The organism is Paenibacillus zanthoxyli JH29, from assembly GCF_000520715.1.
Taxonomy (GTDB): Bacteria; Bacillota; Bacilli; order Paenibacillales; family Paenibacillaceae; genus Paenibacillus_AQ; species Paenibacillus_AQ zanthoxyli.
Genome location: NZ_ASSD01000451.1, coordinates 1 through 21,150, shown reverse-complemented (window position 1 = coordinate 21,150; position 21,150 = coordinate 1). Strand labels below are relative to the sequence as shown.

The following is a 21,150-nucleotide window of genomic DNA, read 5'->3' as shown; positions in this document are numbered from 1 at the left end:
CTGCGCCTACCGCTCCCGTCTCTCTCGCCATCCCTCCTGTACTCTGGCGTGTAGTCAGCTTTCCGTTCTTGCCGGTCATTACATCAATGGAGACGTATGGATTGTTCAAATCCACGCGAATGACATCTGCCAGACCGGATGCCTTGCTGCCGGAGCGCGTCACGGTATATTTATATTTCAGCTTTGTGGCGCCCGAGGTAATGATTTCTTCGCTCACTTTAGCAGCCGTAAAAGAAGAAGCGGCCATCGCGATCGAAGTATTCCCTTGTTCAAGCAGCGGCAGCTCGCCGCCGATCACCGGCATAATCCACAGCACACCCGCGAGTGAAGCCGCTATCCATTTGGGAGCTGCGTGTCTCTTATTATTTCTTTCCTTACCCGTACTTGCCTGCTCCGATGAGCAACTACTGTTCATTCCAAGTAACTCTCCCATCCCTTGTATTCCCATTACTTTCTCCCGGCCTGAGAGGAACCGGCTGCGACATTACTTTTAGGGGAGACACCCCATTTTTTACTCTACACTCTTAATAGACTAGATTCTGCTGAAAAAGTTACGAAATTGATAGAAATTCTCTCAACTTCGTTGTTTCCGGCAAGAAAAAGACCTTCTGTAGAGACAATTCAATAAGACTTGTCCGTACAAAAGGCCTTTTTGTTCACTATTCGTCGGCGCTGCACGCCTGATTATTGAGTTATAAACCCGCCTGCTCCCTAAGGAGCGCCGCTTTGTCGATGCGTTCCCAAGGCAAATCCAAATCCGTACGTCCAAAATGTCCATATGCAGCCGTCTGCTTATAAATCGGTCTGCGCAGATCCAGCATGGAAATAATTCCAGCAGGACGCAGGTCAAAGTTATCACGCACCAATTTCACGAGCTGATCTTCACCGATTTTGCCAGTGCCGTATGTATCGACATTGATGGAGACAGGATTGGCTACGCCAATCGCATACGCCAGTTGAATTTCGCATTTGCCGGCCAGACCGGCAGCTACAAGATTTTTGGCAACATAACGCGCGGCATAGGCAGCGGAGCGGTCTACTTTCGTCGGATCTTTACCGGAAAAAGCACCGCCGCCGTGACGGGCATATCCGCCATACGTATCCACAATAATTTTCCGTCCGGTCAACCCTGCATCCCCTTGCGGGCCGCCGATGACAAACCGTCCGGTAGGATTGATAAAATACTTGGTCTCGCTATCCAGCAGCCCTTCAGGCACTACCGGCAAAATCACATGCTTCTTGATATCCGCCTGGATCTGTTCCAGCGTAATTTCCTCGGCATGCTGTGTGGATACGACGATCGTGTCCACCCGTACAGGCTTTTCATCCTGATATTCGATCGTAACCTGGGTTTTGCCATCCGGTCTCAAATAAGCCAGGGTACCGTTTTTGCGCACTTCAGCCAAGCGGCGGGCAATACGGTGCGACAAAGCAATGGGCAGCGGCATCAGTTCAGGCGTCTCATTGGTTGCAAAGCCGAACATTAATCCCTGATCTCCCGCGCCAATATTTGCGGTTTCTTCAGCAACCTGAGCAGGATCACGATCTTCAAGAGCTGCATTAACGCCTTGAGCAATATCTGCGGATTGTTCGTTTAACGAGGTCAGTACGGCACAAGTATTGAAATCGAAGCCATATTTGGCTCGTACATATCCGATGTCTTTAACCGTACTGCGGACAATGGAAGGAATATCCACATACTCGGACTTAGTGCTAATTTCTCCAATTACGAGGACAAGGCCGGTAGCTACCGATACCTCGCAAGCTACGCGCGCATAGGGATCGTTGGCGAGGAACGCATCCAGAACCGCATCCGAGATCTGATCACAAATCTTGTCCGGATGCCCCTCCGTTACCGATTCTGAAGTAAACAAATGACGTCCTTTAACAGGCATGAATTCAACCTCCTATTTAATAGGTAGAAACTGCTTGGTCATTCCTCATTTTTATCCTTCTTGAGTAATAATTCATATAAGTTCAAGGTTTAACCCTGCAAAAAAATCAACCTTTTCCACACGGAAAAGGTCGGTTTTCCTCAAATGTCATATTAACTTATTTACGGGTGAGTGTCAAACAATGCCCGACCATCTGCGCCAGATCTATATTATGAGAAAAGGGCTTGCTCGGCCTGTATAACAAGCCGCTTCGTAATTTCACCGCCAACAGAACCGTTATCCCGAGAAGTGAGATGTCCGAGATATGGATTCCGTGAGGCAAAAGGAACTCCTTCCAGAGCACCCAACTCGGAAGCGAATTCCGTATCCCCTCCTGCTCCGTACACGGGACCGTAAAGACCAAATTCGGCTGCAATCTCGAACTTCATCTGCTTCAGCATTTCCCGGCTTTCCGGAACAACTGTGCGATTGCTGCGTGCCATAAACTGCACCTCCTGTATTTTGTATAAGGTTACAGAAGTATTGTGCGCAGCCCGTCTTACTTGCAGCCGCAGTAATGTTTGTTGGTTCTGGCAAAGGGGACCTTACTTTCAAGTGTATCCCACATAGGAATACTGTGCTGGAGTTTATAAAGAGCAGATGTACATGTATAAAAGGTAACCAAAAAGCCAATCCTTAAATTAACTTTTCTCAAGGAAGTGAAGGGATTACTGTAACGTGTAGCCTCCTCGAACCATTACAACAAGACCGAGGGTCTGCCCCGATTGCACCGTAATTCCCCGTACCCCTCTAGGAAAAGACAATAAGTGATTTGATGGCGCTGGCTGGCCGTTGGCCAGATCTTGTCCGGCGGTTAGATCAGCTACACCGTTCGAATCCTGAGAATAGATGACCGCCTTGCCTGCCCTGACAATAAACTCGGCTCCGGGTGCAGCTATTAAGGTCTGTCCCGGTTTGACATCGACTATGACACTCTGGTTGCCGCTGTCTCCTGTCCCTATTGCCGGAGAGGCTGTGGCTGTCACAGCGGGCTTAGCGGTGGCTGGCGAGGGCGTGGTAGTTGGCAGTTTGGTTACAACCGGTGACGGAATGGTACCGCCTTGCAGCGCCTTTTGAATCTGCTGATCGACGTAACTCTTGGTAACCACAGGATCATCTGCGGTTCCAGGTTGATTCCCGACATCTGCACCTTGTGCCGTATTGCTGACAATCGAGCCCGCCCAGACACCACCTGCCAGCAATACAGCAGCAAAGGTTATTTTCCATAACGGCTTCATGGAATTCCTCCTTCTAATGCAGGTATAAAAAAAGAATAGCCTCCGAAGAGGCTATTCTTGCTTCGGTGAGGAAGCTTATTTTGCAGTTACTACAGTTCCGGTAACAACAGCGTTACCTTCGATGTCCTTAATGGAGTTAGTGAATTTGTCTTTAGGATCAGTAGCATCTACATTCGCTTTCACTTCTACAGTAATGCTATTAACATCATTGGCATTAAGGTCCCGAGCAGTATTATCAGTTGCGCTCTTCGCAAAAGTGAAGTAGAACTTGCCTTTATCAGTACCGCTAGCTACTGCTTTAACATTTGCTTGAATTGGAGTAGTTACAGTGTCATTGATCTTGAAGATCAAGTCATCAGCATTAAAATCTTGCACATCCTCAGAGAAGGACACAACCAGTACAGTTTTATCACCAGAAGATACGGCTGCAGAGCTAAGAGTTGGGCTCACTCTATCTCTCAGGTAAACTGGAGTAGATACTGCAATTACACCATTGCCCGCTGTATCAGCGATACCATTGATAATGAAGTTGTACTCTTTCGATTCACTAATTGCAGATTTAGGAATGTGTACAGTAGCTGTTGTACCCTTACCACCTGCAGTAGTGCCCGAACTCAAAGTTACATAAGAGCCGGAAGGCAGTGCTTTGCTGTCCAAAGTATAGCTGTTGATATCAAGGATCGTAGCAATATTCAATCCGCTATTATCATTCACATTAAATGTAACATCGATATCAGCGGCAACAGTGCTTGTGCGAGCTGGCGAATAAGTTACGCCAGATACAGTAGGTCTGGTCGAATCAGAAGTATCTGTGGAACCGAACGTTACAGGAACTACTGTCGAAGCCAGGCTGTTCTTCGCGAAAGAATCATCCGTTACGAAGCCAGAATCAAAGCGAAGTGTATTGGCTCCGCTAAGGTCAGATACACCAGAGAACGTAATGCTCTTCTTGTCGCTGGAAAGAGTAGCATTAGCCGATTGCAGTGTTTTGCTAACAACACCCGTAGTGCTACTGATTACTGTAAGGTTCTTCCCTGGAGCGACGATTACTTCTTCGGAGAATTTCACTGTCAATGTCGATCTGTTGCTGTTGTAAGTCGCACTTACAACTGTAGGAGCAGTGCTGTCTTTAGTGAACGTAATCGGTTGTGATACAGTAGATCCCAGAGTGTTACCAAGCGTATCCTTCACGCCAGTTCCGAAAAGAATGGAACCAGTGAAAGTACCCGTGTTTGGCAACGAGCTCAGCGGAGATCTCAGCTTGAAGGATGTGCCGTCGTCAGTTGTGATAACGGTGAATACACCTTTGCTTTCACCGTTAGAATCCAACAGGCGGACACTACCCACCAGGGATTCGCGAGTCACTTTTTTATTAAACGTTACTGTTACATAACGATCTCCGACAGGAGTTACACTTTGAACTACTGGTGCAGCTACATCGGAAGTAACCGTTACAGTTGTTTTAATCGGGTTAGGAGTAGCAACATTTCCCGCATAGTCAGTTACGTTCAGCAGCGAGACATCATAAGTAGATCCACTCTTCAGCGTACCAGTCGTCAGAATGTAGGAATTATAAGTATCTTTAGTAACCGTTGCAGCAGAACCGTTAACATAAGCGATGATACCCGATGGTTTAACCGGTTCGCTGAATGTTACATACACTTTATCTGTTGTCGATTTAGCTGCAGAAGTTACACTTGCCAATGTAGGCGCAGTAGTGTCAGCAACAGGCAAGATAGTAGTGTAAGCAGGAACCTTTTCACCGGCAGTTGTCTTCACGTCGTCGCTTACAACTACAGTGTACTGACCTTTCAGATATTGAAGTTCAGGGAATGTAATTGTAGCTTGAGTTCCGTCTGCGCTCAATACCACGTCTGCGCCGTCAGGAGTTACTGCTGGAGCGTTGCTCAGAGCAGTTACGTCAACGATATCGTTGATTAAAGTTCCGTCAACAGCCAGAGTGTCCACATCAATGGCACGGTTAAATTTAATAACTAGTTGCTTAGCATTCGGAGCCGTTACGGAAACGACGGCCGGAGCTGCCAGCGTTACAGAAGTTGTGTAGGAGTTGCCATTATAAGTGAAGGTAATGGAAGTGGCCACACCTTGAACCAATGCCGTAGTCAGTTCGACAGTTGTCGATTTACCGTCAGCAAAAGTTACGTATACATGAGTAGGATCCGTTGCCGTTGCAGAAGTAACAGCCGGAGCAGTAGTTGCAGTAGCGACAGCATAAGCAGTCTCTACAACCAGGGAACGAGTAGCTTTAGCTTTGAAGTTTTGGGTTGCGGCGATGTAGCCTTTATCGATTACAGCTTGAGCGTAACCTTTAGCCCATGCGGATGCGTTGTTGTTGGTAGTAGCAGGGGCTTCCAGTTTCAGAGCGCGGAACAATACTGTTGCCACTTCTTCAACCGTTACTTTACCATTGTAATCGAAGATACCTTTTACAGTATCTTTACCTTGCATCAGGTTAGCTGCAGTAACAGCTTCGATGTAAGGAACTGCCCAGTTCTTAGCGTTGTATCCTTTGTCTTTGTAAGACAGTTTGTTGGAAACTTCGCTCAGGTTGAACAGCTTAGTAACGATCTTAGCGAACTCAGCGCGAGTCAGATCTCTTTCCAGATGAGCTTGGCCATCAGGGTATCCGTTCAGGATGCCTTTAGCTGCCAGAGCATCGAATTTAGATTGCGGGGTTGTTGCTGTTTCACCAAATGCTACAGAGGCAAACATCGAGAATGCCATTGCTGTAGACAGTGCTACGGATAAAATTTTCTTCATAACCTTTTTTTCTCCTCCTTGAACATTCATGAACTGAGATTCTTGTTTAGTTGGGTAGCTCATGTCACTCATTAGCCGATGCACCCCCTTTCCCGAGTTGAGCAAGTTAAGTATAAATAATGTCTGTGACGGGTATCACAGAAACTGGTAAACCAATTCAAGACACAACAAGACTAGATTCCTAATTCCACCTTAGTATTATACAATGTGCCTAAAGTCACGTAAAGCTAATTTTTCCAGTTGGTCTAAGTAGCTTTACAGCCATCCAAATATCCGCTGTTGTAATGGCTCTACATCTTTAACGCGTGAGTTTCGTAAAAGTTGCGGTTCATACAAAAAATAATTCAGAAAATTTAATTCCCGCGCCATGCCAATAGATGAACCAACTGTATGTAATTAAAACGATTGTTAATATTGGTTAAACTACAGGTAATCATTATATCACGGGTTTCTTTTTGGTGGTCATTAAGAAATGCTAATTTCTTTAAATGCTATGTAAGCTCAATCCGCTTCAAGCTTCTAGATTTTATTAAATAAAAAAGAGTGCCGAAACCGGCACCCTAGTCATCACCAAAGTTATCTGATCTTCATGGAAAGCTGGATAAGCTCCTGCCGCTTCTCCGGGCTGGAATTCACGTTATTATACAAGGCGTCAATCGCATCGCGATTCTCCCGATAAGACTTCTCATGTTTAATTGTAGAATGGGACCAGTCGATCAGCGCATTTTCCGCAACAACAAGGTCATTGTATGCATCATGGAATCCGGTCGCTTGAACCAGCTCCTCCATGACCTCCTGAGTGATTTCCTGCAAAGCGCGTTTCGCCGCGATCTCCTTTTCCATTACTTTTGCTGTATTCTCAAACTTGTTCTTAGCTTTCATGTAATCGAGCTGAGCTTTTGATAAAATCGGTTTCATCTAGCGTTCTCCTTCTTGCTTGAGTGTGTTCTTGCATCTTCTTACGTCATTGTATCGTAAAGTACGCCATATTTCAAAGAATTGTAATTGGAAACTGCATAACAGAAGCCCCCTCCCCAAATCGGGGAACAGGGGCTTCCTTCACTTCGAACGCAGCAGGATAGTCGCAGCTTATAATTTTTTCATTTTAACCATCATGCGTTGTGCCATTACCGCTGCGTCAGCTCTAGTGAAATTCGCCTGCGGATCAAAGCGGTAAGTCGCCTTCTTCTGACCGGCTACCAATTTATTAGCAATACCAGAAATAATGCCCGCCTTGTTCACCGCCAAAATGGATGGAATGGAATAAGAAGATTGAATAGAACCCGTATCCGTGAACAGCTTCTGTAAGGCTGCTCGATCCTTATCTATGGTACCCAGCTTGAGATTCATGACTCTTGCGATCATTACTGACGCATCCTCCCGGGATAGCGTAGAATTAGGCGAAAACAGTCTCGGTGCGGTGCCCTTGATAATTCCTTTGCGGACAGCTGTTTCAATATAGCGGTAATCCCAATGATAGTCGCTGTATTTGATTACATCAGAGAAAGTTAATTTGTCGGGCTCGTAATCCAACTGAATGCCCATTATTTTGACCAGCATCGTCGCAAATTCTCCACGGGTGATATTTTCATAAACACCGAACTCATTGGAATCTTTGGCATTCATGATCCCTTTAGCCATCATGGTCTCAAGTTCAGTACGCGCGTACGGATGCGAGACAATATCATCGTAACTGTAGCGGAGACTCAAGACTGCATAGTAGCCAAAACCATCAAATGTCGCAGTAATGGTCTTGCCGCTCGTATTAATCTTTCCGCCCATGTTATACCAAGTGCCGTCAACGTTCTTCCAGACGGAAACATTAGACGTAGCAGCGTTGGCCAAATTTGAATCGTATTTCAGCGTAATGGTTCCCTGCTGAGTCGGCTCAAGCCATTTCCCCATGTGACCAAGGTAGAACTCATTACCGGTCTTGTACGGATGCGAGGAAACGACGGTATCATAGTCATTAACAGAAGTATTGTTCACAAAATAGCCCGGATCAATCCAATATAGATTGGATGCATAACCATAATGAAGCTTGGGAGTCAAATAAGTGGTCGCCAACGAGTTGGCGCTGACTTCTTTCAGCTTGCCATCCAGAGCATTCCCGCTGCTATCAGTTTCTCCAACAGGGTTATACTGCTTGACGGTTCGTCCATCCTGCTTATCAGCAATACCCAGTAAAATATATTGTTGATTAAAGAGATTGATTTGACGGGTATTGGTTGTCCCCGGTGCTGGTGTCGCATCCCTTAGCAGCGTACCTTTCGGTAAATTGAGCGTTACAGCATTCTGGAATGCACTCAGTTTGCCCGATGTATTCAGTGTTGTCTTGAGCTGCGCTCCTTGAAGAACTTCATCTGAATAAGTAACACTAAACGAGCCGTTCGTTTTTTGATTGCCTGTAGTAACTGTAAACTTGATAGTATTTAATCCCTTCTTCAAGCCCCTTAATTCTGTTCGGAAAATATCATGCTCTCCTTTGACCAATGCCGTCTTGCCAATTACAATGCTGTCTGCACCTTCGGCTTGAATGCTGACATCAAGGAAATTCTGCTTAATCACACTTTCATTCGGTAGCTTGGGCGACAAAATGGTATATGGCGGTACTTCACGCGTAAGTTGCAGCGTCTGAGATACCGTTGAAGTCTGCAGACGCGCGGTTACTGTAATGGTCCGCAGACCGGTTGTCGGAAGACTCTGACCCCGCAGTGTAAATGTTCCATTCGCACCTGCAGGTACTGACAAGTTTACGGTTGAAGGCGCATAAGTCCAGGTTGAACCACTCCAATTCGCAACAACTTTCTGCGCCCCGTCTACCATAATGACGATCTGCTCGGCATTATTAGCCACAAACTGAATATCAGCGCTCGTCTGATTGGTCGTGTATTGCAGATTGGCCGTCTTTATAAACAACTGATCCGGATCGGTCGTCTCGTTAAGCGGAAGCGGAACAAGCCCTGCCAGAGACGGCAAATTATCCGGGAACAGATACACGGTTACGCTTGTGGATACCGGCACCCCGTTAGCCATACCGGTGATAGTGATTTTGTTAGGCCCGGAAACGAGTTGGTTGCCAGAGGTACCAAAGCTAAATTGGTTAGTAGAAACGTTCATTGGCAGTGTGCTGGTTGACCCGTTAATCGTAATTTTGGCTGATCCCAAATCCCCTGTAGGAAAATTGACCAGTTGTCCTGTTACGGCTGTGAAGTCATTAGCGTTCTTGAACACCTGATTATTATACAGATTTGTTAACTCAATGTATGGGGCGGATATATAATTAACCGTATAAATTTTAGAATCGACGATATTACCGCTGCCGTCCTTCAAATCAATGTGAAGCGTCTGTTCTCCCGTAGGCAAGCCGGTAATTTGGAATACTCTGTAGCCACCAGAAGTATAAGGAGTCACACTGAACGCGGAGCCGGTAACTTGGCTTCCATTCTGATAAGTCGTAAGTGTCAGGTTATTTACTGTAGACGAGTTGGTATCACTGGTCTTAACAAGCAGCCACAGCGGAAGCTGAAACAGACTGGAATTATCACTAAACGCTCCGGAAGACATATAGGTAACGGTGGTTCCACTTACACTAGGACTGTAAATTTGCTGTACATCCGTAATATATGCTGTTGCGGAGTTTCGGAAATCAAACTTGACCGGTGTAATGCTTTTGCCGTCATAGCTCCCGTTAAAAACAATGGTATATGCGCCATTAGCTGAAAGAGCCGGGACAGCCGCATCAGAGGTATAATTAAAGGTAATAAAACTTCCTGATGTCGATGGTGTCGATGATACAGTCGCGGTTCCCGTGAACACATCACTGCTGTTGGTTGTATTACGAACGGTAAAAGTCAGTGCCGAAAGATTCGGAACACTAGAGGTGTCAGGCACTTTAAACGTGATGGAGCCGCTAAGAATTCCGCTTGCCGATGTTACCACATTACCGGTATCCACCGCCGTAGTACCAATTTTCGTATTATGAGGCGTACCTGATCCAACCGGAGCATAGATAACTTCGCGTGAAACGGAATAGGTGCGTGTGCCGCCATCTGTCATAGCCACAAAGGTCAGCTTGTTATATCCCACCGAGAGCGGATAATCGGCAATAACAAAAGTAGTGCTGCCGCCGTTATACATTTTGGAGGAGTTAATCATGACCTCGGAAGCGTTCGGCGCTTCAAGTGTCAGTGTCAACCCTGGAGTGTTGACCAGTGTAGGAGTGCCCTCGCTTAGCTGCTTGCCGTCCGGCAGTGCAATATTGTAAATCGCGGGTACGTTGGAGAAATTGACATAGGCCTCGCCGCTGGCAAGACTGCCGTCCGATGTTACACCGTAAACGGTAATACGGTTAAGTCCTTGGCTTAGCTTGACGTTCGGAAACGTAAAGAATTTCTCATTTGTGATATTCGGTTTCACATCTGCGCCGCTTGCGCCGGGAACTTCCGTTCCATTCACAAGACTGTCTACCTTATAATAGATACTGTCTGGGGATACGCCGTTGAATGTACCCTCAACATCAACCGTACTTGTGTTCACACTGGTTGGAGAGCTTTGGCTCGTACTGAATTTGGTAAAAGTAAAATATTGCCCTGTCGCTGCATACGCCGCTCCTGTTGCCGAAAGAGTCGACAGCAAGATTACAGCAGCCAAGATGAAACTGCCTATCGACCTGATTCTGTTTTTCACGTAAGAAACCTCCCACTGCAATTTTGATTTTCATCTCAGGAAGTAACACTTCCGCCAGATAACCCATCCTCTTTCTTTTTTATCGGCGATTCTCAACCTAATAATTAGCAAAAATAAAAAAACCTCATTCCAATGAATGAGGTTCATCATTATATTAAGATCAAAGGCTACACCGAGCTCCAAAAAGTCAGGATTTCGATCCCTTCTCCGCGCTCACTTTCATGAACACCCGGGAAAGGAAATTCAGCAGCGGTTTTTTCGTTTGCCCAACCAAGCCGATAACCTCGGCGCCAATCTGCAGAACGAAAAGCATGATACAAATGACTACGAAAGTAACCCAGTTCGCTTCATATAGAGCGGATGAGGATTGAATGACGGCCAAAATACCGAAAAAGGCAGCAATTCCGTAAATAATAAGCACCGTCTGCCGATGGCTGAATCCAAGCTCCCGGAGACAATGATGGAGATGACCTTTGTCGGGAGCAAAAATCGGTTTCTTCTGCAGTTTGCGACGCACAATTGCGAAAAATGTATCCGAAAGCGGCACACCGATAATAAGCAGCGGAGTAATAAAGGAAACGACCGCAATCTGCTTAAACCCAAGCATCGCCAGCATCGCCAGACAGAATCCGAGGAACAACGAGCCCGCGTCGCCCATAAAGATTTTGGCCGGATGGAAGTTGAAAAAGAGAAATCCCACAATGCTGCCGAGAAGCAGCAAGCAGAGCATAGCAACCATTACATTTCCCATCAAAAAGGCCATCGTTGCAATAGTGGCTATAGCAATACCCGAAACGCCAGCGGCAAGCCCGTCCAATCCGTCGATCAAATTAACAGCGTTCGTTACGCCAACAATCCAGAAAATCGTAAGCGGAACGGCGACCCAGCTTTCCAGCGAAGAATAAGTATCGTTAAAAGGAATATTAACAAAGTCCACGGTAATATGAAAGCCGAATACAACGATGCAGGCTGCGGCAATTTGACCGAGCAGCTTTACTTTAGCCGATAGCTCAAATTTGTCGTCAAGGCTACCGAGAAGAACAATAAGTCCGCCGCCGCTAAGCAGCGCCTTAATGAAATTAACATCCCGAGTGGAAAAATCGTAAGGAACAAACGGCGATATGGCAAGCAGTCCTAACACAAACGCCAGAAAAATGCCCAAACCACCAAGGCGCGGCATGATTCTCGTATGCACTTTACGGGCATTCGGTACGTCCGTGGCGCCAATGGCAAGAGCGAATTTCTTGACAAGCGGCGTCAAGCATAGTGCCAGTCCCATGCAAACGATAAATCCGGCGATGTATATGATTAACATTGGTTCAGTCAACCCCCATTTCTCTACCGCATTGAATTATACTCTGTTCCAAAAACAAATTCCAATTCCGTTTTCAGGCGATTTTCGATATATATTCGGCGAAAAACCGCGTTTTATCTATTATTTGTTACTCTATCTTTTTCCCGCATTACTTTTACTGCGAATTTCGGGAGCGCAAGCATTCTTTTGTATCTCGTCGGCTCTTTAAGGAGACGATAAAACCACTCCAAACGAAGTTTTTGAAATGTTAGTGGCGCACGCTTCGCTCTGCCGGAAATAACGTCAAAGCTTCCCCCGACCCCCATCATGACCGGAATGGCCAAACGTGATTTGTGCTTCGCAATCCAAGGCTCCTGAGTATCCGCACCGCGGGCGACAAATAAAAGATCGGGCTCTGTTTCCAAAATCCCGGTGATGACCTCTTCATCCTCCGCCGGACCGAAAAATCCGTCACGAAATCCGGCGATGATTATTCCCGGATATTGCCTTTGCAGCCGGCTGGCCGTTTCCTGAATTACTTCTGGGGTTGAACCAAGCAGGTACACTCTCCAGTGATAGCTTTCTCCAACTCTCATCAATTCATGTAACAAATCGAACCCGGCCACCCGCTCTTTGACGGGATTTCCGCCGCGTTCGGCCGCCCAGACCACTCCTGTCCCGTCCGGAACAACCAGCTCAGCGGAGGTCATAATATCCATATAGGCCGGATTTTCCAAAGCGGTCATGACCATGATCGGATTTGCTGTTATGACCTGATGCGGCGTCCTGGAACGAATGGCTTCAATTAAATAGGAGACCGTTTCCTTCATATCCATTTTGGACACCGGTATACCGAAAATGGTTACCGTAGGCAAAGCGCCTGCGTCTTTCACTCTAGATCACCCTTTATGCCGTAAATATTCAACAATTTGCCGAGCGGGAGCTTCCGCTTCGAAGATTAATGAGTCAATCAGCGATTCCTTTTCCCGCCGCCAGACCTCCCCATCCTTTAAGAGCCGGATGATTTCCTTTCCAAGTGCTGCACTGTCCAAGGAAGCCGTTGTGCCGACGGGGAGGCAGTTGATGCGGCCTAAAAAGTGGTCAATCTTAGGATCATACGATATCCCGATTAGCGGCACGCGGCGTCCTGCGGCGTAAATAAGACTGTGCAGCCGCATTCCAAGCAGTACGCCGCATGTTCCAACTTCCCTCAGCATCTTCTGCGGATGGTCGGCGTCTTCGCAAAGGCTAACGACACTTCCGGAAGCAGCAATGTCGCCCCCGAGCTTGTCCATACAATACTGAGACGCTTCAGTGTCGGAGGGAAGATGGAACGGCAGAAACCTCAGATGGACCGGAAAGGTGCGGCAAACCTGCCGCAAGCCCTCTACGATGGCATCCAGCTCCCGACGGTCCTGCTCCCAATAGCGAACGGAAATTCCGACGACCGGAAGATCCGGGCTTACAGAGGCTGAATTAGTGACAGATACGGGTTCAGCTCCATGCGTCTCAGCAGGTTGTCCCACTAAATGGCTGCCGGCAGCCATTTCCTCGGGCAAGGTCAGGCCCATCACAGGATCGGGAACGACATGCACATCAGACTGGCGAAGCCCCATAGTCATAAGCAGCTGTCTGGATTGTTCGTCACGTACGGATACGTAGGCGCATTTACGGAATACCGATTTGATCATAGGATGGAACCATTTTCGCTGCACTGGTCCGATTCCTTGCGCATATATGAAAGTCGGCTTGCCCATCCATTGGGCAAGCTTGATAACGCCGAGATAATACGGAATGGATTTGCCGCTGGTTACATCCTGCAGCAGGCTCCCTCCGCCGCTGATTAGCCCCGCGCTCTCTCCGATGGCCTGGCGGACATCGGCCAGCTTCATACGGTGCACGGCTTCGACACCGTAGGTGGCGGAGGTCCATTCCGGATCGATGGACAACACTACCGGTTCGATGGAAATGCCCAAAAGCTCGGATTGGCGCTTTAGAGCATTAAGAATGGATTGAAGCACCGCTTCATCACCGCTGTTACGGAAGCCGTAGTAACCGGATAACACTATTTTTTGAGCAGGGGCGACCATCGTTTCCAACATCCTTCCGCAATTTGCCACACGATTACCGCAATCACACCCAGAATGAGCCCCAGCCCAAGCCCCAGCAGACCACGGACAAGCGAAATGAGAACAGGCGAGTGAATATGGGCGAACGTATCCACCATTGATAATTGGCCGATAACGGCGACAATCATGAGATAGGCGGCGTTCCGGTATTTAAGAGCGAGGAAGGCGCCAAGAATAAACAATGGATGAGCGAGCATAAATTCCTTGCTGCGCGGACGAACGCCGAAGGTACCTTCCATAAAGTTACGGAATGCCAGTTCATATGAGCTTGCGGTGCCGCTGTTGCCGGTGCGGCTTAAATAGTACAGCCCGACCACGCCAAGCACCGCAGCCGCAATAACCATCGCCAGCGTGACTGGTGTTCTTAGAAGTTTACCCGTTTTATTAAGTGCAAAATCACCACGGTATAGGAGCACATAAACGGCCACCAGCCCGATCGGGGCAATATGCAGCAGACTGACGCCGCGGAACTGGTTCAGTACAAGACTGTAAGTAATATTATTCAGCAGCGCGATCACGAATGGCACCGCGCAGAGCGAGATGACAGACGTCCTTACGTACAAAGCAAGACTTTGGATCAGGCGGCGCTGCGGGTTCATAGATGAGGTGGCGGAACCTGAAAAGCCTCCCGAAGCGGCAGCTTTGTCTTTTCCGGCGGTCGTCAGCTGCGGACCCCACTTATTAATTTTACGGACCGCGAGAACCGTAGCAACTGTAGGTGCGCTGATGGCTACCGCTAACGCGAGCGCCTGCTCAAACAGCGTAGGTTTCACCAGCAGCAGTCCCGCGCTTCCGACCAGACCAAGCACCCATGCGAGCAGCGTCAGCCATGGAATGAAGTAGGAAATCGTCAGCGCAACCATTGCCACGGCTCCAATAACGGCGACCAGCTTGAAATAACGCTGGAATGGCGAATCAACGACATCAAAAGCGGTAGCCTGACCTAACGTAAAACCGTTCTCCTTGATCTTCTCTACTGCTCCGCCCGGCTCGCTCAAGCTGGTAATCAAATTCTCCAAAGAATCATCGATCTGCGCCTTGTCAGTGTTTCTCGTCGGTGCGGTATTCAGGTAAAGCATACGAATTTTGCGGTCCTTTGTGGCAAGCGCGAAGCGGTCGATAATAACATCCGGCTTCAGCGTTGAGTCCTTCTCGCTCAGCGAATACAGCCGGACTACATTGTAATCAAGCATATAGGCGAGCTTGTTGAACCCTTTTTGCTGCTGTTTGAGATTCTCAATGGTCGCTATGCCAATACCATGCTGTTTCAGCAGCTCGGCGAAGGAATTAAGGCTATTTTTATCCTCGTTATCGTTGAATCCTTTGACCGAATCGCCTTCAAACAGGATGCGCTTAACATTAAGACTATCAAAACGTTCGACTAACTGCTTCATCGCTTCTTCATTATAAGGAAGTGAATCCACAAGACGGGGGACAATTTGAAAACCCTTGTTATGCAAATTGGTAAGTGCTGCCTCGTCCGGTGCCATTGGCTTCAGCAGCGCATCCTCCAGCGGAGTCTTAATGATCAAACCTTGCTGTCCGCGAAAGCTCCAGTCCTCCGTCGAAATTCCAAGGCTGCCAAACGTACTCTGGATTGTGGGCTTAAGCGCGTCACTATTAGCTTTGCTGGCAAAAAGCACATACGTATAATTTTCGTTCTCCGGTATAACGCTGTCCGTTAAGTTGGCGATATCCTGCGCGCCCCAGAACATAACGCGGCGGGCTTTGCGGTAATCCTCGAGCGTACTTTCATATACAGCTATACTCTGTACGCCGGCTTCTTTAAGCCGATCCAATTGCTGGGATATATAGTCCTGCGGATTGGCCCGGTAGCTCGCGGCATCCACAAGATCCCGGTAGTCGAACACAATCTCCACCGTCTTGGATGATTTCTCTGTCTGCAGACGATCGTAGACGACCGGTAAAGACGCAATCAGACCAATCACCACGATAATCCATAGCCACTTTCGGGAATTTAAGTTCCAATGCTGCCATTTTTGCTGCACCAAAAGCTCCTCCTCTTTACATAACGAATCTCCATTACAAAAGACAACCCCACAAAGTGAGGACTTGGCTTCGAAGCCTGCTCAGGTACTTTGCGGGGTCCCCGAAAAAAGAAACGGCTTCGCCCTCCATATGGAAAGGCGGCACCCGTTTCCCGTAAAAGAGATTCAAATCATCCTGTTACTTGCTGCCGCTGTCGACTCTCCCCATAACTTCCCGGGTTAGTGCGGCAACCTTGGACTTGGCATCTTCAAGCGACTCACCGCGTACGGCAAAATACACTTTGATCTTAGGCTCAGTACCCGAAGGACGCAGGCAGAACCAGGAACCGTCAGCGAGCAGATACTTCAGCACATTCTCCTTCGGAAGCCCAGCCAAACCAAGAGAGTAATCCTGCACCTCGCTTACGGTAATGCCCGCGATTTCCTGCGGCGGATTTTGCCGCCAATCACTCATGATGCCCTGGATTTGGGCAACCCCGTCTTTGCCTTTGAGTGTGCGGGATTCCAAGCTTTCGAGGAAATAGCCGAACTGCTTATACAGCTCTTGAAGCACCTCGTAGAGGGTCTTTCCTTGAGCTTTATAATAGGCGCCCGCTTCGGCGATCAGCATCGAAGCCAGAACAGCATCCTTGTCACGGGCATAGTTGCCGGCAAGATAGCCATAGCTTTCCTCATAGCCAAACAGATATGTGTAATCGCCTGAGGCTTCGAACTGGGTCATTTTTTCACCGATATATTTGAAGCCCGTCAGCGTGTTAAGCACGGTCGCTCCGTAGTGGCTGGCAACCGCTGCGCCCATCTCACTGGTCACGATCGTCTTGACTACGGCGCCATTGCTTGGCAGCTTACCCAGTTCCTGAAGCCGGCTCAAATAGTAGTGGATCATCAATGCGCCGGACTGGTTCCCCGACAGCACGACGAATTTGCCCTCATGGTCTCGTACGACGGCGCCCATCCGGTCCGCGTCCGGATCTGTACCGATGAGCAGATCAGCACCTAATTCCTCGCCAAGCTTTATAGCCAGCGTAAAGGCTTCCCGCTCCTCCGGATTCGGCGATTTCACCGTGGAGAATTCGGAATCCGGCTGTTCCTGCTCCGGCACGACAAGCACATCGGTGAACCCGATCTTTTTCAATACGCTGCGCACCGGCAGATTGCCTGTTCCATGCAGCGGCGTATAAACGATTTTGAATTTGCTTCCAAGGCCCCCGGCGATTTCCGACCGGCCGACACTGACTGCTGCCACCGTATCGGTATAGGCCTCGTCTTCCTTCTCGCCCAGCCAATGCAGGAGCCCGGCAGCTTCCGCTTCTTCTTTAACGGCGCGCTTGACCGCGCTGAAGGAATCTACTTTGAATATGTAGTTGATCACCTTCTCAGCTTCATCCGGTACAAGCTGACCGCCTTGAGCATTGTATACTTTGTACCCGTTATATTCCGGAGGATTATGACTCGCCGTAATGACGACACCGCCTGTTGCTCCCAAATGGCGAACACTGAAAGACAGCTGCGGCGTAGAGCGAAGGGATGGATATAAATAGGCTTCAATTCCGTTGCCGGCCAGAACCAGCGCCGTTTCCAGTGCAAACTCCGGGGAGAATCGGCGGGAATCATGAGCAATAACGACAGATGGCCGACCTTCGCCCTTATGCTGGTCCAAAATAAAATTAGCAAAACCCTGGGTCGCTCTTGCAATAGTGTACCGGTTCATCCGGTTACTGCCTGCGCCGATTACGCCGCGCAAACCGCCTGTCCCAAATTCCAAATCCCGGTAGAAGCGTTCTTCAAGCTCCTGCGGATCATTGCTCAGTCCGCGAAGCTCCTGCTTGGTGGTTTCGTCTACGGATGGGTCTTGCAGCCAGCGTTCCAGGGTTTCTGCAGCTTTTGGACTCAATTGGGTCATAGAAAATCTCTCCTTCTCAGGTATGATTTAATTAAGCGCAAACATTATTTCGCCTTCGGCCACAACCTTGTCTTCCACTTTAGCAACAGCTTTTCCTTTGCCAATGCTCCCTTTAAGCCGCGTAATCTCCACTTCCAGCTTAAGGGTGTCTCCCGGCACAACCTGCCCGCGGAAACGGAACCCGTCCAACCCCGCCAAAAAGCCGATCTTGCCGCGGTTGGCTTCCACTCCTAAAATCGCTACTGCTCCAACCTGCGCGAGAGCCTCGGTAATCAGTACACCGGGCATAACGGGGTAGCCTGGAAAGTGCCCTGTAAAAAAGGGCTCGTTCACCGTGACATTTTTAATGCCTACCGCCCGTTTCCCCATTTCGATTTCGATAATCTTGTCCACCAGCAGGAAAGGCGGACGATGGGGGATAATTTCCTGAATTTGATTGACATCCAGCATGCAGCTTGCTCCTTCCCGTTCGAGAGAAAGGCCTCGAAAAAAACAGCCCCTCGATATAAAGGCACTTTATTCTTGCCGGAGTGCATAAATATAGATGCTTTTGGCAAAAACTATACTTATCCTTCACCGGCTGCAGAAGTGGAGGTTGAGATAAGGGGTTCTCCCGCTGTAAAGCGGAGAGGGCCCTTTTTGATCTCGAAAGCCCCCCATCATTATACATATTCCAGTATAAAAAAGAAAACTCCCTCATACAAGGGAGTTTCGCATAGCGGTTCTTGCGCCATTATGGGGCAAAGACCAGATCGTATACATGCTTCCACGTGCTCCAGTGAAACACATCGCTCAGTTCCTTTTTGCCGAGGACAACGTAACCCACTGTCAAGCCGCCGCCAAGGGCAAGCAGCAGCAGCAAAGGAATCAGAATCCACCTAACGACCGTCCATTTCGATCGTTTGCGCTTGATCGGCACATTATCTTCTGTCAGTTGTTCTTGTTTCAAACCATCTTCTTTCTGACGGCTCATCGCTTCACCTACCCGCGCATGTTATTTGCCAGGCCAAGCATTTGATCGCTGGAGGAAAAAGCCCGGGCGACAAGCTGATACGTCCGCTGAATCTGCATCATCTCCGTCATTTCCTTGTTCAGATCAACATTGGACTGCTCAAGCCAGCCGGAGCGCACCGCCAATTCGCGGCGCTCGCCAGCCGTCCGCTGCACGAAGGCCTGTCCGGCCGTCACACCGTCCTTAAGGACAAATCTTCCGCCGTCCACTGCCTGAAGCACCTCGCTGTTCTTCGGTTCAACAAGCATCAGCCGGCCCGCAACTGTCGGCAGATCGTTCTCATTCCTCTTCATTAGGACGGCTCCTGTCTCATCAAAGGCTACGCTCACTCCAGCCGGTACCGTCAGCGGGTTGCCCTGCGCGTTCAGCACCGGATGGTCCTCATTGTCCACCAAAATCATATTACCTTGATTCGCTGTATCAGGTGTGAAATGAAAATCGCCTTGACGCGTATAGGAAGTGACGCCGTTAACCCGTACAGCGAACAACCCGCTGCCCTGCAGCGCCAAATCACTGGCATTGCCGGTCTCCTTAAGCGCTCCCTGTTCCCAACTAGTGGTAACCTGGGGAATCCGCATCCCGAAGCCGATATCAAAGCCCAAAGGCATGCTTCGCCCCTCAAGCTTATACTCCTTCGACTGCTGCTGCACCCGGGTCAGCACATCTTCAAAGGCCCCGTCTTTGCTCTTGTAGCCTGCCGTATTAATATTGGCCATATTATCGGCGATAAGATCAAGGCGCTGCTGGAGACTGGTCATCGAGACGGCCGCGCCGATTGTCGAATTGTTCATCGGTCATCCCTCCTATACTCTGCCGACATCATTTACAGCCTTTTGCAAGCTGCTGTCGTAGAACTGGATCACTTTCTGGTTCGCTTCATACGCCCGGTAAGCCGCGTTCAAATCGACGGTGACCTGCGTTACATCTACATTGGAGCCTTCAATATATCCCTGGCGGACCTGCATATTATCGCCCGCAGCAGCATACCGGATTCCCGCCGCCTGCGCATCTTCTGCGTGAAATACCCCGTTGCCGTCACGCACCAGGTTCTGCGGCTTGGTCACAATGCTGATTCCAAGACGGACGCCGGTTGGAGCGCCGGTTGCATCAAGAAGATTGCCTTCCGCATCAACCTTGAGGTTATCCACCGTACCGTTTAACACTACCGGTCCGCCATCGGCGCCAAGCACCTTATATCCTCCGGAACTCAGCAGTTCACCGGCAGGATTTACAGTAAAGCCGCCGTTACGTGTATAAAGCGTATTTCCATCATTATCCTGAACGGTGAAAAAAGCCTGCGGCTGGTGAATAATCTCACCAGTATCGCTTATATACTTACCCGATGCATCAAAAGGTATATTGGCGCCCGTTGCGGGATCAGCCAGACGCAAGTCGGCCGATAGCGCGAAATCGGTTGTCTTGCCGCTTTCGACCAGATCGCCTTGCACAAATTTGGACATCGACTGCTCGGCGAATACCCCTGTGTTCATTCTGCCAATCGGCTTTACAATCCCGCCCTGCATGGCGGAGATCAGCACATTCGGAAATGAATGGCTGATGCTTTCGACCTGCTTATACCCCGTCGTATTCAGATTGGCGATATTTTGCGTTGCCGTGTCATGTCTGCGCTGCTCCGTGACCATGCCGGCAGCGGCCGTATATAAACCTCTTATCATAAAGGCGTTTCCCCTTCCTAAACCGCAGAAGTCTGAACTCCAACTTACAAACCTTTATTTATATATCGGCTGCTCAGAACTTTTTCTTAACTACCTTGTCCAAATGATCCAGCAAAATGCCCGTTCCTTTCACGACGCAGTGCATCGGGTCTTCCGCCACCCATACGGGCACATGCAGCTCTTCGGAGAGCAGCTCACTTAATCCGCTCAGCAGCGCTCCTCCTCCGGTCAGCACGACGCCGCGGTCAATGATATCAGCCGACAGCTCCGGAGGCGTCCGTTCCATTACCGTCTTCGCCGCAGCCACAATGGACGACACCGGGTCCCAAAGCGCCTCCCGCGCTTCGATCGAGGTGATCGTAAGAGTCTGCGGAAGCCCGCTTACCATATCACGGCCGCGAATATCCATCTCGGCCTGTATGCCGCCAGGACGTACATTCCCGATGGCCAGCTTGATATCTTCAGCCGTCCGTTCACCGATAAGC

The 21,150-nt window shown here is 48.9% G+C and carries 16 protein-coding genes and 1 pseudogene; all 17 read right to left on the bottom strand.

The genetic code is table 11. The annotated features are described in order from the left end of the window. Positions 1 to 415, bottom strand: a pseudogene (locus L691_RS0117420) (copper amine oxidase); the annotation flags it as partial. Between the two features lie 277 nt (positions 416 to 692). Then, positions 693 to 1,895: a methionine adenosyltransferase gene (gene metK, locus L691_RS0117415; protein ID WP_025691705.1), complete on the bottom strand. Its 1,203-nt coding sequence runs from the start codon at positions 1,893 to 1,895 to the stop codon at positions 693 to 695. Positions 1,896 to 2,104: 209 nt separating this feature from the next. Further along, positions 2,105 to 2,377 carry an alpha/beta-type small acid-soluble spore protein gene (locus tag L691_RS0117410; RefSeq protein WP_025691704.1) on the bottom strand — a complete coding sequence of 91 codons (273 nt, stop codon included), beginning with the start codon at positions 2,375 to 2,377 and terminating at the stop codon, positions 2,105 to 2,107. A gap of 225 nt (positions 2,378 to 2,602) precedes the next feature. Further along, complete coding sequence (locus L691_RS0117405; protein WP_025691703.1) at positions 2,603 to 3,172, bottom strand: hypothetical protein; 570 nt, start codon at positions 3,170 to 3,172, stop codon at positions 2,603 to 2,605. Positions 3,173 to 3,247: 75 nt separating this feature from the next. Then, a complete protein-coding gene (locus L691_RS29235; RefSeq protein WP_025691702.1) occupies positions 3,248 to 6,025 on the bottom strand; it encodes an S-layer homology domain-containing protein in 2,778 nt (925 codons plus the stop codon). Between the two features lie 504 nt (positions 6,026 to 6,529). Next, complete coding sequence (locus tag L691_RS32915; RefSeq protein WP_025691701.1) at positions 6,530 to 6,871, bottom strand: hypothetical protein; 342 nt, start codon at positions 6,869 to 6,871, stop codon at positions 6,530 to 6,532. A gap of 171 nt (positions 6,872 to 7,042) precedes the next feature. Further along, the gene (locus tag L691_RS0117390; protein ID WP_025691700.1) at positions 7,043 to 10,642 is read right to left on the bottom strand and encodes an S-layer homology domain-containing protein; all 3,600 of its coding nucleotides are present in this window, start codon (positions 10,640 to 10,642) and stop codon (positions 7,043 to 7,045) included. A gap of 187 nt (positions 10,643 to 10,829) precedes the next feature. Continuing rightward, the gene (locus L691_RS0117385) at positions 10,830 to 11,957 is read right to left on the bottom strand and encodes a glycosyltransferase family 4 protein (RefSeq protein ID WP_025691699.1); all 1,128 of its coding nucleotides are present in this window, start codon (positions 11,955 to 11,957) and stop codon (positions 10,830 to 10,832) included. A 113-nt stretch (positions 11,958 to 12,070) separates the two neighbouring features. Then, positions 12,071 to 12,772 carry a WecB/TagA/CpsF family glycosyltransferase gene (locus tag L691_RS0117380; RefSeq protein WP_084654240.1) on the bottom strand — a complete coding sequence of 234 codons (702 nt, stop codon included), beginning with the start codon at positions 12,770 to 12,772 and terminating at the stop codon, positions 12,071 to 12,073. Positions 12,773 to 12,835: 63 nt separating this feature from the next. Further along, positions 12,836 to 14,026 (bottom strand): polysaccharide pyruvyl transferase CsaB, encoded by a 1,191-nt coding sequence (gene csaB / locus L691_RS0117375; protein WP_025691697.1) that lies wholly within the window; start codon positions 14,024 to 14,026, stop codon positions 12,836 to 12,838. Beyond that, positions 14,002 to 16,074 carry a DUF5693 family protein gene (locus L691_RS0117370; protein ID WP_025691696.1) on the bottom strand — a complete coding sequence of 691 codons (2,073 nt, stop codon included), beginning with the start codon at positions 16,072 to 16,074 and terminating at the stop codon, positions 14,002 to 14,004. The genes csaB and L691_RS0117370 overlap by 25 nt, the downstream gene beginning before the upstream one ends. Positions 16,075 to 16,252: 178 nt before the next feature. Continuing rightward, on the bottom strand, positions 16,253 to 17,977 hold the full coding sequence (locus tag L691_RS0117365; RefSeq protein ID WP_025691695.1) for a phospho-sugar mutase: 1,725 nt from the start codon (positions 17,975 to 17,977) through the stop codon (positions 16,253 to 16,255). Positions 17,978 to 18,004: 27 nt separating this feature from the next. Then, on the bottom strand, positions 18,005 to 18,427 hold the full coding sequence (fabZ, locus tag L691_RS0117360; RefSeq protein WP_025336820.1) for a 3-hydroxyacyl-ACP dehydratase FabZ: 423 nt from the start codon (positions 18,425 to 18,427) through the stop codon (positions 18,005 to 18,007). 283 nt (positions 18,428 to 18,710) lie between these two features. Further along, a complete protein-coding gene (locus tag L691_RS0117355; protein WP_051459399.1) occupies positions 18,711 to 18,950 on the bottom strand; it encodes a DNA-directed RNA polymerase subunit beta in 240 nt (79 codons plus the stop codon). Between the two features lie 8 nt (positions 18,951 to 18,958). Beyond that, a complete protein-coding gene (locus L691_RS0117350) occupies positions 18,959 to 19,780 on the bottom strand; it encodes a flagellar hook-basal body protein (RefSeq protein ID WP_025691693.1) in 822 nt (273 codons plus the stop codon). Between the two features lie 12 nt (positions 19,781 to 19,792). Beyond that, positions 19,793 to 20,665, bottom strand: coding sequence for a flagellar hook-basal body protein (locus L691_RS0117345; protein WP_025691692.1), 873 nt, complete (start codon positions 20,663 to 20,665; stop codon positions 19,793 to 19,795). Between the two features lie 73 nt (positions 20,666 to 20,738). After that, positions 20,739 to 21,150: rod shape-determining protein (locus tag L691_RS0117340; protein WP_025691691.1), on the bottom strand; the 412-nt coding region annotated here is incomplete at its 5' end.

Excerpts from the sequence above, each read along its gene's own strand:
- L691_RS0117355 (WP_051459399.1), bottom strand. The coding sequence starts at position 18,950 with ATGAGCCGTCAGAAAGAAGATGGTTTGAAACAAGAACAACTGACAGAA.
- L691_RS0117410 (WP_025691704.1), bottom strand. The coding sequence starts at position 2,377 with ATGGCACGCAGCAATCGCACAGTTGTTCCGGAAAGCCGGGAAATGCTG.
- L691_RS0117365 (WP_025691695.1), bottom strand. The coding sequence starts at position 17,977 with ATGACCCAATTGAGTCCAAAAGCTGCAGAAACCCTGGAACGCTGGCTG.
- L691_RS0117385 (WP_025691699.1), bottom strand. The coding sequence starts at position 11,957 with ATGTTAATCATATACATCGCCGGATTTATCGTTTGCATGGGACTGGCA.
- L691_RS29235 (WP_025691702.1), bottom strand. The coding sequence starts at position 6,025 with ATGAGTGACATGAGCTACCCAACTAAACAAGAATCTCAGTTCATGAAT.
- fabZ (WP_025336820.1), bottom strand. The coding sequence starts at position 18,427 with ATGCTGGATGTCAATCAAATTCAGGAAATTATCCCCCATCGTCCGCCT.
- L691_RS0117405 (WP_025691703.1), bottom strand. The coding sequence starts at position 3,172 with ATGAAGCCGTTATGGAAAATAACCTTTGCTGCTGTATTGCTGGCAGGT.
- L691_RS32915 (WP_025691701.1), bottom strand. The coding sequence starts at position 6,871 with ATGAAACCGATTTTATCAAAAGCTCAGCTCGATTACATGAAAGCTAAG.
- csaB (WP_025691697.1), bottom strand. The coding sequence starts at position 14,026 with ATGGTCGCCCCTGCTCAAAAAATAGTGTTATCCGGTTACTACGGCTTC.
- metK (WP_025691705.1), bottom strand. The coding sequence starts at position 1,895 with ATGCCTGTTAAAGGACGTCATTTGTTTACTTCAGAATCGGTAACGGAG.
- L691_RS0117350 (WP_025691693.1), bottom strand. The coding sequence starts at position 19,780 with ATGAACAATTCGACAATCGGCGCGGCCGTCTCGATGACCAGTCTCCAG.
- L691_RS0117345 (WP_025691692.1), bottom strand. The coding sequence starts at position 20,665 with ATGATAAGAGGTTTATATACGGCCGCTGCCGGCATGGTCACGGAGCAG.
- L691_RS0117380 (WP_084654240.1), bottom strand. The coding sequence starts at position 12,772 with ATGGATATGAAGGAAACGGTCTCCTATTTAATTGAAGCCATTCGTTCC.